The sequence below is a fragment of the Serratia sp. (in: enterobacteria) genome, assembly GCF_052400455.1.
GTDB classification, from domain to species: Bacteria; Pseudomonadota; Gammaproteobacteria; order Enterobacterales; family Enterobacteriaceae; genus Serratia; species Serratia ureilytica.
Map to the genome: position 1 here is coordinate 43561 of NZ_CP185813.1, position 14426 is coordinate 57986.

Below are 14426 nucleotides of genomic sequence, written 5' to 3' on the forward strand. Positions count from 1 at the left end.
AGTCGAGGAGATCATAATGGGAGAAAAAACCAAAAATCGTCTTTGGTTGGCGGTGCGTCACGAAGAACGCGAGAAGGCTCGCAAAGCCGCAGGGCTACTTGATGATGGCCGTTCGGCGCTGGCCTGGGATAAAGATGCGGTTCTGTGGTATGCGCGACCGGGGTGTGATATCGAGCTCGTGAAGGCTTGGTTACCCGACAAGACCATCAGCACTGGCGGTGGTGATGCCCAGGTAGAATTTCACGATGCCCTTACGCAGGCGGGGTTAATCGTGAAAGGGTTGCCGGTGATGGATGGGAAGCGGCATCGCGTCGCTACGCTGGAGGATAAGAAGGGGCAAAAAAGCGGTGTTTATCGTGGGTTCCTCGATCGGCGCCCTGGCGGTTGGTTCATTAACTATCACCGAGCTGAGACGGAAAAGTCTGTCACGAATTGGAAAGCTAGTGGAACAGAAGCCGATCCCGTTGCCCGGCTGCACATTCGAGCGGCTGCTCGCCAGGCGCACGATGAAGCTGAACGGACGCGAGAGGCCAATTACCGCCGACAGACGGCGAAAGCGCAGGCGCTATACGACAAGCTTCCGGGCGCAGACCCTACCCATCCTTATCTGGTGCGAAAGGGGATATCCCCGACGCCGGAGCTGCGACAAACTCAAAACGGTGCCCTGGTGGTGCCGTTTTTTAATGCTGAGGGTGAATTTCGCACCTTGCAGTACATCACGCCTGACGGCGATAAGCGGCTTTACAGCGATGCGCCAAAGCAGGGGAATTTCTTGGTGGTGGGTGGCCCGCTAACGCCTGACGCCCCAGTGTTGTATGCCGAGGGGTATGCCACGGCCAGAAGCCTGAATCTTGCTACTGGCCAGCCGGTCGTAATGACCATTGATGCCGGCAACATGGCCGCAATTGCCAACGTGCTGCACGCGCGTTATCCCGATACCCCACATATCTTCCTTGCCGATTTGGATCATGCAAAGAAGGTGAACAAAGGGGTGATGATGGCTACTCAGGCCGCGTCATCAGTGACTTACGGTGCTGCAATTGTGCCTGACTTTACTGATGCAGAAAAAAAACTGGGGCTGACCGATTTCAATGACCTTCACCAGTCGCGAGGGCTGGATGGGCTACGTTTGCTCGTGACCGCCAACATTGCCCGTGCACTGGATATTATCCAAGAGGAAAGAGAAAAAATGAACCATCCATCCGATGGCGCTCCGCTGCCCATTCCGGAAGAACCACCGTTTTCACCGGTTGAGGCAGTGCCGCCGATGCCGACAGAACCGCCTCAGGCCAATGTCGGGCCTGTTGAGCCGATTGTGGATCACCTTCCCGTAGTCGATGAAACGCCGATCGATATTAACGATTATGCGTCCTGGGCCGCGCAAGCCGAGACATCGGGCGTACCGTTACCTGATATGGGCGCCGAACCTGTAGAAGGCCCTGTGGTTTCTGATGTAGCCGATCGTTCCGGCGACACGCCTATTTCTCTGGCAGGACGGCTTAATCCTGAAGGAAGTGCGCCAGAACCTGCACCGGTTGATGCTGCAGAACACATTGCACCGATTCCTGAGGCTGTTGAACCGACACGGGAGATACCATCCGATACGGCCAGTGACCTGGAGGATGCGGCACCGCGCCAACACAGTGAACCTCAGCTAGAAAATGCCATACCGGCATCACAATGGGCCCATCGTTCTGAGTCCGAACAGGCTCAGAACGCATCAGCAGTCGATGCCATCTGGGTGGGCCCGTCACGTCCGAGCGACGAGGCGGCTGATCCTGATGTGGCGTTGATAGACAAGGATGCGTTACTTCAGCGGCTGTCATGGGAAAAGCAGGGGGACAATGCGGTTCTCTACAAACTGGATAACGAACCCGCGTTTATCGATCGGGGCTCCCGATTGGATATGGCGGAGGGGGCCAGCCAAAGCGATGAGAAGGTACTGGCGGCGTTGTTGACGGCGGCACAGTATTACCGTGGTCGTATTGAATTAACCGGCAGTGACGCTTTTCAGGAAAAAGCGATCGCCCTGATTGCCCGGCATGAAATTAATGTGACGATGAAGGTCCCTGCCCAGCAGGCCATGTTGGAAGATGCGCGGAAAAAGTTGGCTACGCCAGTGCCAGTTCGTGACGCTGTCACCGGTGATGCCGTGCCAATGCCGGAAAATTCCCCCGTATCGCAACCGGCCACATCGCCGGTGCTCCATTCCGGTCCTGCAGCTTCCACACCGCCCGCCGCACCGCAAGAAGCTGAGCCTGTTGTTGAGACGCGGAATCATCCTGCAGCCAGGCAGCAAGAGAATGCCGCCCAGCCTGACAGCGGTATTCCTGCCGCTATTCACCAAAGTTACAAAGCCGCGGCGGCGGGTGTCACCGGCAAAGTCCTCAAATGTGGTACCGCCCCTTTCCGTTTTGAACCCGGAGAATCACAAAGCGCGTTCATTACGCTGCGGACACGGGAAGGAAAGCAAACATTTTGGGGTAAGGAGTTGGCGGGGCTGTTACGTGAAACCCGTATTCAGCCTGGGCGAATGGCCACGCTTACCTGGTTGGGGAAAGAAGCCGTAACCGTGCAGGTTCCGCAGAAAGACGATCAGGGGGTGGTTACCCACTTTGAGTCAAAAACAGCGCATCGCAATCAGTGGTCTCTGACCCCTACCGGGGGTGATACGGTACGTACCGGTCAGGATGATGGGGTCAAGTTGGCGGCATTTGATGCGGCAAGATTTGCCAAAATCCAGTCGGCCATCATTAACCAGCTGCATCTTGATATGCCACCGCCGGCAGTGCCTCAGGAAGGGGTGTACTGGCTGCGGCCAGATGGTCAGGGCAGTCAAACACCCGGTGATGTGTTATCTGCACCGCGGCCATCCATGGATAAGGGAGCGGGAGAGCCGGTTGCCAGCAGCTGGACGCAGGATGGTCATCTTGATCTATACCTGGTGCGCAGCGATGGCCCATATCTGCAGGGGGTGGTTCGCCATCAGGGAGAATATCAGCATGTGCTGGTAACGTTACCTGGCCGAGAGGATGCGCCTCCCATGGTGTTCAACACGATCACCCCTGAGGGGGCGAGACCTGTAGGCTGTGGGAATGGGATCAACCGCAGCAGTGGCCAGCCCGTACCTCGCGAGAACATCGCTTTCAAGCTGGAAGGCGATAGCCAGGTTCGAATTGGCAAACTGGATGCTCCTGCCAGCTTACCGCCCGCGCTTCATTCCCGACTGGGTTTTGACGAGCGTTGGCGCGATGAGAACGCTTCCCCAAAGGCCGCGCCGGCGGCAGCGCCAAAGGCGCAGCCGGGCGACCCTCGCCCGATATAACTCACTGACCGCAAAGGACTCTCTTTATGTTTAAAAAAAGCGTGTGCGCAGCACTGCTTGCGGCGTTGTGCTGTCTGCCGGCTACCACTTTTGCCTCCACCTGCCGTGCGGGGGCTGCGGCTGAAGCCGGCAGCAAAGTCGGTTATGAGCAGGCTCGACGGGCCGCCGAAGCCTGGGCGTCGCGAGAACAGAATGCCTCCGACCAGTTACAGGATTGTTTGTCGCGGATACGTACAACCACTATCCAACTGCCCACGTTTCCCAGCCTTGCCGACATCATGAACCAGGTGTCCGAGAAGGTCTGTCAAGCGGCCGTTGACAAGATCAACGACTACATCCCCGGCACCATTGACCCGTGGCAAGAGTTCACGGGGCGTTAAGGAGACCCATGCAAACGCAAGAACAAAGTTCTGCCGAGGTGGCATTGGCGCCGAACATGGCACCCCCGGCCTCAGACGATGAGGCGCGTGCCTATGCACACGCCCTGTCCATGCAGCGCCAGCGTGAGCTGGGCGCGGCTTTTGCTCATCGCTGCCTGAACGTCGTGGTGTGGTTGTGCGTGGCATTGGTGCTGTCACTTTCCCTCAACGGGTATCTGGGGTGGCAGGTTGCACACCCCCCGGTCAAATACTTTGCAACTGAGAAAGGACGGCTGACGCCTGCCAAACCGACAAACATTCCGGCGTTTAGCTCGGAGGATGTCGCTGCATTTGGCGCCGATACTTTACGTCAAGGCTTTACGCTTGATTTTGTTCACTATCGCGCACAGATGACGCGCGTGGAGCCGCGTTTTAACGACCAGGGGTTTGAGGGCTATAACAAGGCCCTGACATCGTCAAACATCCTTGCCGCAGTGAAAAATCAGCGGATGAACCTGTCGGTTGATGTGGCGCCTGGCGTCATACGCAGCAAAGGGTTACTTGGCGATCGTTTTACCTGGGAATTCCAGTACCCGGTTACCCTCAAGCTTGATGGCCAGCAAACCAGCACGCCGGCCCAACGTTTTATCTTCACTCTGCGCATCCAGCGCGCCGATGTTCAGGAAAAGCCGGCGGGACTTGAAGTCACTCAAATGATTTCGACAAACGCCAACTGAGGTTCCCCATGAAAAATACCCTTATGTGCACTTTGCTGGCGCTGATGACGGCGCCGGCCTGGGCAGAGGCACCCGCTGCCTCTGCGCCGTCGGGTTGGTCACAAAGTCAGGCGCCCACGGCCTCGGTGCCGGCGGCACCGGCTGCGAGGCCGATATCTGAACCACCATTACCGAATGGCGCCGGATTATCTGGTAACGATCCACTACCCCCACCTTCACCGTTGTATGCCCAGGCTGAGGAGGCCGTTTCCCCACTGACGCCGGATGAGATCAGGCAGTTGCGGGCGCGTCAGTCCGAGGTGAACCGAGCGATGACATCACCTCCCGTGGCGGTGGTGCCACGCATCAGCGCGCTGACCGTCGATCTGGCGCCGGGGGCCAGTTTGCCCCTGGTGCGAACGGCAATGAACTACCCCAGTTCGCTGACGTTTATCGACAGCACCGGTGCTCCCTGGAAATTGGGTGCAGCGCCGATCAGCGGGAATCCGGCCTTCCAGATTTACTGGGTGCCCGACAGCCCGGTAATGGTGGTCTATGCCAAGCAACCTTTTGTCAGCGGCAATATCACCGTTTATCTGAGTGGGCTGTCCGTGCCCATCGTGCTGAATGTCACCAGCGGTGAACCGGATACGGCCGCCAAAACCTGGACGGTAGACAGCCGGCTCGATATGCGTGTTCCACGGCGCGGGCCAGCGGCCAAAGCGACAGCGATCCCGGAAAGTCGTATTGGCCTGCATGACAGTACGCTGCAGACCTTCCTTGACGGCATACCGCCTAAAGAGGCGCGGCGGCTCAAAGTGACAGGGGGCGTACCGGACACGACGGTATGGCAGCTGGGGGATGATTTGTACATCCGATCGCGCGCCGATATTCGTGATGAGTTTGAAGCGACGCTTTCCTCTGCCGATGGCACTCACCTGTGGAAGTTGCCGGTTACGCCTTATGTGACGTTTTCCGTTATGGGAAAAACCACCGCGCTGAACATTGCTCTGGAGTAAGACATGGCGAGTGAAAATGATGCAGGAAGGGATAAAAAACTGACATTGACTCTGGTGGCCTCTGCCGTGGTGGCATTGGTGGGGGGGACTTATTTTCTCTGGAGCTGGCTGGCGACACCTCCGCCGGCGCCATCTCAGGTTGATATCAATCGCGTCGGGACGTCGGTACACAGTAAAGGGGCTGAGACACCGGCGTATCGAGAGCTACTGCGCCAGTATAACCAGGAAGGCGTGACGGCCGCGCAGCAACGCAACAGCAGCTTTATCGCGTCTATCCCGCTGGAGCAGGAGCCGGTGACGCTGCCTTCACAGGCCGCAAATGCGCGAAAACCATCGGTAGCCCCCTCTGTCCGACAGGGACGCAGCGACTCACGTCAGGCCGATGCTGACAGGCAACGGCAGGACGAGCGGCGTCAGAAAGCACTGGATGCGTTACTGGCACAGATGACGCCGCGAGCGGATTCGTCAGCACCCCCCGCCGGTATACAACTGGCTCAGGCACTTGGCGGTGGGGAGGGTAATGCACCCGGAGGACGCGGTGATGATGTTTCGGGCTTTGGCAGCTGGAGTGCCAGTTTGCCAGGCAACGTATCGGTGCAAACGGCTTCGCTGAATGCCGGTCAGGGAGGTTCACCGGTCACACCTTCTGTGGTCATCCCTCCCTACTGGCGCGGACCGGGTGTGATTGATATTGGTGTGGATTCGGATAACAGCACGACGCCGGTCTTGGGGAAGTTTGTATCGGGGCCTTATGCCGGCGCGGTACTTAAAGCCCCCACCGGCGCGAAGTTGGCGGGAGATGGTGTCGTGATCCACTTCACCGAGATGGCCTTTGGTGGCGTCAATTATCAGGTTGACGCGTATGCGTTGAATGATGAGAGCCTGGTGCCGAGCGTCGCCTCCCACGTCAATAACCATTACTTCTCGCGCATTGTATTGCCGGCGGTGATGAAGGGGATCGGCGGTATCGGCGAGATGTATGCGCAAGCCAATACGCAGGTGGTAACGAACGGCTTCAATGCGGTGACGACGCGGCCGGGTACCCCGGATGGTAAAGCCGTCGCCGGTGTTATTGCCGGCGGCGCCGCCAGCCAGGCGGCAAACGTGCTGAGCAGTGATGCGGCACGGTTACCGCCGAAACAGGTCCTTGTCGATAAGCAACAGGTGGTCGCGATCCAGTTCATGCGCGGGGTTTACTCAACCGATGCGGTCAACGCGGGGACAACGGCGGCGCCCATGGTCACATCACCGGTGGTGACACCGACGGAAAGCATGCCGCGGACAGAGAGTGACTGGCGGTCACAGACACAGGCACGAATCGAAGCGCAGCGCAGGCTGCAACAGCAATAAGGGCTATCCCATGGCACGAAAAATTGATCCGGGCATTACTCGAAAACAGCTAAATGAAGGTCAACTACGGCAGGCGCTGAACTGTGCGCTGGCCTGCTTGCACGCCTGTGAGCCTGACGTGATATCCCCCAGGTTGCTTCAGGACTGGGTATCTTCAGATAGGGTGTCCGAGTTGTACCGTCTTATGCATACCGATCATCGGTTTGAAAAGGGGCGCGTTGCGCTCGAGAGTTACTTCAACGGCCTGCCCAGCGTAAACATCGAGCAAGCGGCGTCGATGAACCCATGGCCGGAAGCCGCAGAGTGCGCACATGAGCATCTGGTCCAACAGATTACTCGGGAGAATAGATATGAGTGAATTTTCAACTGCCCCGACAGTATCCACCCCGACTGAATCTCCGCCAACACCTCCTATACCCGCAAGGCCTGGCTTAATGCAACGCAAGTTGCTGTTTGGTCTCACGCTGCCCTGGCTGGCTGGTGCCGTTCTTACACTGGGACTGTCGGCAGTTTATCTGTTTGCCCCAGATTTGAATGGCGGTGATAGCGGTTCGGCAGCGACGCCGGAAGCATTTAGTGAATCTGAGTATGTGCAATCTCCGGCGCCAGTGTCGCTGGCACCCGTTGTACCTGCCGGGGGCGCGGATGCGGGTCAACTGCAAAACGACGTCGCTACCATGGTCGGTGGTGTCCGTTCTTTTGCTGAAGCCAACCGCACGGCGATTTCCCGTTTGTCGGATACGGTTAAAACGCAGAGTACCGCGCTGGCCGCGATGAAACGGCAAATGGCAGATCTGCAGGCGCAGAACAACCAACTGCTTGGCCGGTTGTCCGTGCTTGAAGCAAAGCCCGTAGCCGTGGTGTCGCAGGTTAACGACCGTGCGGTTCCTCGAGCCCGTTCTGCGCTTGCCGGCATGCGGCTTGATGCGGTGCAAAATGGCATGGCGTGGGTGTACTGGCAGGGTAAAACCTGGGCGGTCAAAGCGGGCGATCGGCTTGGGCGAGTGACGATCACCGGCATAGATGCGCAGGCGCGTGAAGTCAGCACCAGCGCAGGCGTACTGAAGTGAGGTAAGTGCTATGCCTAACGGAAGTGATGCTATCCAGCTGCTGGTTAATCTTGCCCACAACGTGCAGGGGGCGTTTACCCGTTTGGGGTTTACGCTGGCCATGCTGTTTGCCGTGGTGGGCGCGATAACTTTTCTGGCCCACCACGCCAGTGCTTCGCGCAAGTCGCCGGGGCAGGCCGCCGGTGGAGGGAAGGTTATCGCCTGGTTGCTGCTGTGCGGCGGGCTGGCGGGGTTAGATCAAATGATCGGGGCTGCCGCCAGACAGGTGGGGTGGCAGGGGGCGACCTTCGACGCCATCAGCTATGTGGATGTCGGTACCTTTGGCGTGGCGGCCGATGCCGCGAACGCCATGCTGACGCTGATCCGCGTATTTGGCGTTTATATTGCGCTGCAGGGGATGTTGACCTGGCGCCGCTCACTTAAAGATGGGCATACGGGGTTATCGGCCAGCCAGGACGTTTCCACCGGAAGCCTGAAATTCACGCTGGGTATCATGATGGTCTGCAGTCCTTATCTGCTTGATGCCCTGCAAAAATCCCTTGGCATGCTGTAAGCCTGCCGGGTTTCATCCGCGCGTAAGCGCACTCTCATCCTTCATTAAATAACAATTTTCATTTTCAAGGAGTTAATCATGCCTAATGACATGATGCTGAACCTTTCCGTGCGCGTTTATTTCCTGAAAACATGGTTACGCCAGCGGCTTAGTGCGTTTTTATCCGTGGCTGCTGCAGCCCTTCCTGTCGCTGCATTTGCCGATGGTGATATTGCTGATATGGCAAATCGGGCTGCTGAAGGTGCGAAGTCTGGCATCAAGTCGTCGCTGACCATCGCGCAGTTCGCTGGCGTCTTCTTTGTTATCGGTGGACTCATAGCTGCCAGAAACAAGAAAGATAATCCGCAAGTTAAGGCCTGGCACATCTTAGCGTCCATCCTGTTTGGCGTTTGCCTCATCGTGGTGCCGGAAATTATCAAACGGGCGCAAACACAGGTGGGGTTGACACCGGTCAACGTCGGTTAAACGAAACGCGCTCCGGGCTTCCGGAGCGTTTTTTATGGAGTGGCGCTATGGCACAGCGACATATTTCGGATGATGCCCCGGTCGGCATTGGGTGGAGATGCTGCCATGACTAACGTTCAGTTAATGCCGGCCCCATTGTCGCTGGATATCAGCGGCGATCCCCAGACACCGTTGCCGCAGCCGATGGAAGGTTCACGTTGTCAATGTTGCGGCCTGCATATTCGTAAGCTGTGGCAGGGGGCCCGAGCAGGGTTTGATGAACCCCATGCGGTATGCACCTTGTGCTACCTCACTGGCCATCTCGACAGCCCCACCGCCGCGCATGCCCGTCTGGTCTGGCTCCCAGGCACGTCTCTGACGAATGTCCTTCATCTGCAGCGTCAGATTTTGCTGGCGATGATTGCCGGCAATCGCGCGCAGCAACGTGAGGGAAAACGTTTGTGGCGCTGGATGGTGCTCCATGCACGCGAAGTGGAAGGGGCATGGGGAACGGCGCGCGTTGGCGAGTTTGCCGCCGCCATGTTGCGATTGCCACCGGCCAAGCGGGCACACCTGCAGCAACGCCTCATTGGCTGCGTGCCCGTATTTCCCCCTGATGTGTTCGATGACCTGTCGCTGTTGTTGCCCGAAGGTAAAACAGCGACGCAGGCCTTAACGAGCTGGTGTTTGCCTACTTACCGCCGGAGTGATTTGTATGCTGAGCCCGATCCGCTGGATTGAAGAGATAATTACTGCAACATCCCGCTTCGCCGTGTCGCGGGATTTACCTGATTACTGTGATTTGCAGACGGTAATCCGCCTGACAGATGATGATCGTATACGCCATCCTGAGTTGGAGGCCCCCTATATCTTGGTGACCGATGACGGTGACTATTGTTCGGCCTTCTCCGTCGCCGGCAGCTTTTGCGACACCGATGAAACTGCTCCCCCTGATGCGCCGTTTTCCTGGATGGGGCGCATCAAACGCATGACCGAATCGCTGAATGCGGTATATCGCCGGCATGGTCATAAATTCAGCCTGGTTTACGAGGATGATCCCTCGCGCGGGGAAGAAGAGGTCAGACGCCTGATGGCACCTCAATACCGCTCCATTCGGCGAACCGGTATTGCTCTGAAGGAAATTCTCGATGAGCGGGTGGCCAAAATAAGCCCCTGGGTGTCACGAGAACGCTGCTATCTGGTGTGTTATACCGGGCGCAAGGCGTTGTCAGCCCACGAACTGATGGACGAAAACAAGCGCCTCAAGGTGCTTATCCAGCAAAGTCCTGATGCGCGTTTTGGCCAAAATCCGGTGTTGGCTGAGATGGTTGGGCAAAAAATCAGGCATGACGCCTTTCTCAGCGGTATAGAAACGGCGTTGAAGGACAACGGGGAAGGTGTACTGCTGAGCCGCCTGGACGCGCACTCCGTTGGTCATGCCTTACGCGAACAAGTTGACCGCGCCGGCACCTCCGAACACTGGCGGCCGTTGTTGCCGGACGATCCTATCATGCCGCATGGCGTACGCGATGGTGAAGACCATACGCCATTCCTGGCGCCTTGGCTGAACTTCCAGCTGATGAATCAGGATGTACACCCGCAGGGCAATATGTTGCGCATTAATGGCGTGTGGCATGGCACCTTGTCTGTTGTTCTTGGGCCGCAAACCCCTCAGTCGTTTGCGCATCTTAAAGCGTTGGTACCGCGCGCGGTGCCCTGGCGGGTTCGCATGGATGTGATGCCTGGCGGGATGGCTGCGCTGGGCGTCAAAAAAGGGACGCTCGACTTTATGGCGTTCGTACCGACATTGCGACCGATTTGGAAGTCCATTGCAGCACTCACCCAGGTTGATAGAAATGAACCGGTCTGCGTGATGACGATAACGGCGGCCACCTGGGGGGACAGCCCGCAGGCGGTGACCCGTAATCTGACGCTACTGACACAGGCTTTCCAGTCCTGGGGCGTATGCGAGGTGACACAAACCTTCGGCGATCCCGTTCGTGCCTGGGTTTCCACTTTGGTGGCATCCAGCAAAGGCAGCGGTCCTAATCCACTGTATCCGCCGCTATCCGAAGCGCTGAATCTGGCCCCACTGACGCGCCCGGCCTCCGCCTGGGAAGACGATGGCAACGCACTGTTCCCCACGCTGGATGGCAAACTTTACCCTGTGGGGCTGGCCACCAGTAAGCAGAACAAGTTGACCAGCCTGGTATCGGGTTCACCAGGTACGGGTAAATCGGTATTACTTAACGCCCTGGGTAATATTCAAATCACCAGTGCCCAGCAAAATCTGCCGTTTTTTGCCGGCGTGGATAAGGGGTTCTCGATGCAGGGGCAGATTGCTTTGCTGCGGGACAGTTTACCCCCTGAGCGGAAAGATGAAGTGATCGGCATCGTGTTGCAAAACGACAAGGCGCATTGCCGGAACCTGTTTGATATCCAGTTGGGGGCACGGTACCCGATCCCTCCTGAGCGCAACTGGATACTCAGCATGCTGACCGCCATGTGTATCGATCCAGAGACCGGAATACCGCCGAACGCGCGGGATACCCGTCAAATTCTCAATCGTGCCATCAGTAAAGCCTATTCTATCAATGCTGAAACCAGCGGTGCTCAGCTCTATAGCCGCGGACTGCCGGGGCTGGCGTGTGTTGACGAGGCTTTGGATAAGCTAGGGCTGTTCGAGCGGTTCGATGCTGATTGGTGGGAGAAAGCGGTGTGGTATGAGGTTCGCGATCTGTTGTTCGAAGGCGGGTACGTTCGGGAGGCCCAGCTGGCGCAGTTTCAGGCGGTGCCGGAATTGTCGGATATGACCCGGATCTTGAACCTCGATGAGATTAAAAGTGCTTATGGCGAGATCCAGCGTGACGGTAGCCAGGAAAAATTGCTGGATTATCTGTTCCGTTGCATGAACGACGCGGTCGGTGACTTCAAGATGCTGGCTGGGCGCACACAATTTGTAATTAACCCCCGCACCCGGGTTATTGCCATTGATCTCAACAACGTCATGGGCGACGACAGTAAAGAGGGGCACCTCAAAACGGGGATCATGTTCCTGTTTGCCGGGCAGGTGGCTGGCGGTGACTTCGTTTTGCCTCAGTACCGAGACGCGTTACTGGCCGCGGTCGATAAGCGTTATCACGCATTACATATCGAGCGACTGGAACAGCTGGATCAGGAAGTGAAGACAAAGGGGTATGACGAACTGCATAACGCCAAGAAAGTGCCGTTTATCTTCCCGATGCTTGAAACCCAGGACCGTGAACAACGTAAGTTTGGGGTTCGCACCGTGCTGTCCTCCCAGTATATGCGCGACTTCCCTGACGCCATCCTCCGCTCGGCTAACTCACTGTTTATGATGGAAGTCGATCCGGATGATGAAGCGCTGCTGGTCGACCGCTTCAAGGTGCCTAAGGTTACCCTGCGTAATTTCCAGCGTTGCGGCACTGGCCCGGCGCCCGACGGGAGTGGCGTACCGTTCCTGGGCATTTTTCGTATCAAGGGCGGTGGCACGCTCGCCAGAATATTGAAAAACGCACTCGGGCCCCTTGAACTGTGGGCGCTGAACTCTTCACCGATAGACAGTCCGCTCCGCCGCCTGTTGTACGAGCAGGTTGGTGGGTCAACGGCGCGCGCCATTCTGGCCGAAGCTTTTCCGCAGGGTACTGCGGAGAAGTTGATCGAACTGCGAAGAAAGCAGGCCGGCGATGTCGATGCCGGCAATGTTACGCGTCAACTTGCCTCAGAGCTTATTGCCAAACGCGGCTATCACATCTAAGCGAGAAAAATCATGAAATACTCAGCGACAGTGGTCGCGCTGGCGGTCAGTCTCGGACTGAGCCAGCCCGCGGCCGCGTATACCGTTTATGTGTCCGGCAGTGCGCCGATTGAAATGCAGGTGATGCCGGCAATGGGCACTATCAATGCCACGCTGGCGGAGATCCTCACAACGGAAACCCAGATAGGTACCGCTATCGTACAGGCCAGTGACAAGCAAGTCTCGGCGGTGACTGAAGCGGCACGCGCGCAGCGAGAGGCCGATATCTTTGGCCGTCAGACAGAGCGCCTGGAGCGCGCTCGTGACAGCTTTACGGTAACGGACAGTATCTGCAGCGAATCGGCTTCCGGTATGGCTACGCAGGTCAGCAAGCAGACACGCTCCAGCGCATCAAGGCTGTCCGGCGGCGGCGGGGTCAGCAGCGCCATGGTTCGCAAGAGTGTGGCATCTCTTCCTGTGGCCCCCCGTCAAGGGGGTTATCGCAGTGCGGCTGTGCATGCGGCGTACTGTACGGCAGAAGAGGCGGCAACTTACGGGGGAACGGATCTTTGCCCACAGGTCTCCCCGTTGCCCGGCGGCGATATTGAGTTGCGTTCCCTCATGGATGGTGCAGGAGCTGTCGGTAAAGCACCTGATCTGACCTTCAATCAGGAACAAGTCGATGCGGCGATGGCTTACATGAAAAACTCATCCCGTCATGATGCCGGACGCACGCCGGGGAAGGGGGATATTCAATCGGCCACCGGCCGCGAGTATCAGGGGTTGCTGACACAATATAAGTCAATACAGAGCGCGGCCTCGCAGCCCCAGTTGGACTTGATTGCAGCCAGCCAGCCTAACCCCGCAACCCGTGAGGCATTGGGTGAGTCGTTACAAAGCCCGTCGGCCAGCCAGTATTTCTCGGCGACGGCGAGCCCGGAGGCACAGAAGTCCGGGGTGATGAGCGAACGGGAATATGAGGCGTTCGAGGTTGGCCGGCGGTACGCCAATACCGCTTATGAAACTGACCTGCAGGCAATGAGTGGCGATAACCTGACGCGGGAGCTGGTACGCGTCCAGAGCCTGGGCAACTGGCTACAGCTGGGCATTAAAAACGAGTTGCGAAAAGCGAACGTGATTGCGGGGCAGCAGCTGGCCATGGCGGCCAAAGCGCAATATGCGCCGCAGCTGCAGCAGTTGTCTAATCAGATGAGCGCAGGAGTAACCGCGAATGCAAACTGAGCATGGTAAGCAGAAGCCTGCCGCCTCTTCGTGGCGGCGTGTAGGAAAAGTGGGGGTGGCATTGGTTAACCCCCTCTCAGATCTTGGGGTGATTTACCGCAGCGGCGTCCGGCCAATATTGAATAATCTGGCGAGAGCACGGGCGATGATTCGTGCTCGTCAGCAGGTTAAACGTGAACCATTGACCTGGGCGCAAGCGGTGGCGGCGGCGGGGGTTCCGATTGAGCAGCTTCGCGCCAACTTTGTCCGTATCCGGGCATTTTGGTGGTTCCTGATGCTGGTTTGCGGCGGGCTTGCTTTGATTTTGTCGCTGATGCTTTTGGCGAGCTTCACCACTTTGCCCGGCGCCACCTTGCTGAGAGCGACGATCGCGGCATTGATCCTGGTGCTGTTAGGGGCGGCGGGCTACGTCAAGGCGCTGATCGCAACGTATCGTCTGTGGCAACTCACTACCCAGCGTGTCAGCGTAGAGGAAAAGGGCACGTTCGAGGATTTTCGGTCGGAAAACCGCTGTTGCCGGCAAACGGTGTCATTGGGATGTTGGCGCTGATAACGGGAGTGCATCGCCGTTATCTCCTTTGACGCCTCATT

General features: G+C 57.7%; 13 protein-coding genes. All 13 read left to right on the forward strand.

The genetic code is table 11. The annotated features are described in order from the left end of the window. Positions 1–16 precede the first annotated feature (16 nt). The 13 genes from ACORQT_RS24630 (at position 17) to traX (ending at position 14385) form a co-directional block, all read left to right on the forward strand. Positions 17–3325 carry an LPD7 domain-containing protein gene (locus ACORQT_RS24630; protein WP_089186983.1) on the forward strand — a complete coding sequence of 1103 codons (3309 nt, stop codon included), beginning with the start codon at positions 17–19 and terminating at the stop codon, positions 3323–3325. A gap of 26 nt (positions 3326–3351) precedes the next feature. Beyond that, a complete protein-coding gene (locus ACORQT_RS24635) occupies positions 3352–3705 on the forward strand; it encodes a conjugal transfer protein (protein ID WP_089186982.1) in 354 nt (117 codons plus the stop codon). Between the two features lie 8 nt (positions 3706–3713). Further along, positions 3714–4421 (forward strand): DotI/IcmL/TraM family protein, encoded by a 708-nt coding sequence (locus ACORQT_RS24640; protein ID WP_089186981.1) that lies wholly within the window; start codon positions 3714–3716, stop codon positions 4419–4421. 8 nt (positions 4422–4429) lie between these two features. After that, positions 4430–5419, forward strand: coding sequence for a DotH/IcmK family type IV secretion protein (locus tag ACORQT_RS24645; protein WP_089186980.1), 990 nt, complete (start codon positions 4430–4432; stop codon positions 5417–5419). Between the two features lie 3 nt (positions 5420–5422). Continuing rightward, entirely contained in the window at positions 5423–6769 is a 1347-nt protein-coding gene (traO, locus tag ACORQT_RS24650; protein WP_089186979.1) for a conjugal transfer protein TraO, read from the forward strand. Between the two features lie 10 nt (positions 6770–6779). Further along, positions 6780–7127, forward strand: coding sequence for a hypothetical protein (locus ACORQT_RS24655; RefSeq protein WP_089186978.1), 348 nt, complete (start codon positions 6780–6782; stop codon positions 7125–7127). A 76-nt stretch (positions 7128–7203) separates the two neighbouring features. Next, the gene (gene traP / locus ACORQT_RS24660; protein ID WP_197666972.1) at positions 7204–7839 is read left to right on the forward strand and encodes a conjugal transfer protein TraP; all 636 of its coding nucleotides are present in this window, start codon (positions 7204–7206) and stop codon (positions 7837–7839) included. A gap of 10 nt (positions 7840–7849) precedes the next feature. Further along, positions 7850–8392 (forward strand): conjugal transfer protein TraQ, encoded by a 543-nt coding sequence (gene traQ / locus ACORQT_RS24665; RefSeq protein ID WP_060432364.1) that lies wholly within the window; start codon positions 7850–7852, stop codon positions 8390–8392. Between the two features lie 78 nt (positions 8393–8470). Continuing rightward, on the forward strand, positions 8471–8857 hold the full coding sequence (locus tag ACORQT_RS24670) for a DUF6750 family protein (protein ID WP_089186976.1): 387 nt from the start codon (positions 8471–8473) through the stop codon (positions 8855–8857). Between the two features lie 105 nt (positions 8858–8962). Continuing rightward, complete coding sequence (locus tag ACORQT_RS24675; protein WP_197666971.1) at positions 8963–9577, forward strand: conjugal transfer protein; 615 nt, start codon at positions 8963–8965, stop codon at positions 9575–9577. After that, positions 9552–12614 carry a conjugal transfer protein gene (locus ACORQT_RS24680; RefSeq protein WP_089186975.1) on the forward strand — a complete coding sequence of 1021 codons (3063 nt, stop codon included), beginning with the start codon at positions 9552–9554 and terminating at the stop codon, positions 12612–12614. Before ACORQT_RS24675 ends, ACORQT_RS24680 begins: the two co-directional genes overlap by 26 nt. Before the next feature lie 12 nt (positions 12615–12626). Beyond that, complete coding sequence (gene traW / locus ACORQT_RS24685) at positions 12627–13835, forward strand: conjugal transfer protein TraW (protein ID WP_060432368.1); 1209 nt, start codon at positions 12627–12629, stop codon at positions 13833–13835. Further along, the gene (gene traX / locus ACORQT_RS24690) at positions 13825–14385 is read left to right on the forward strand and encodes a conjugal transfer protein TraX (protein WP_089186974.1); all 561 of its coding nucleotides are present in this window, start codon (positions 13825–13827) and stop codon (positions 14383–14385) included. Before traW ends, traX begins: the two co-directional genes overlap by 11 nt. Positions 14386–14426: the final 41 nt, after the last annotated feature.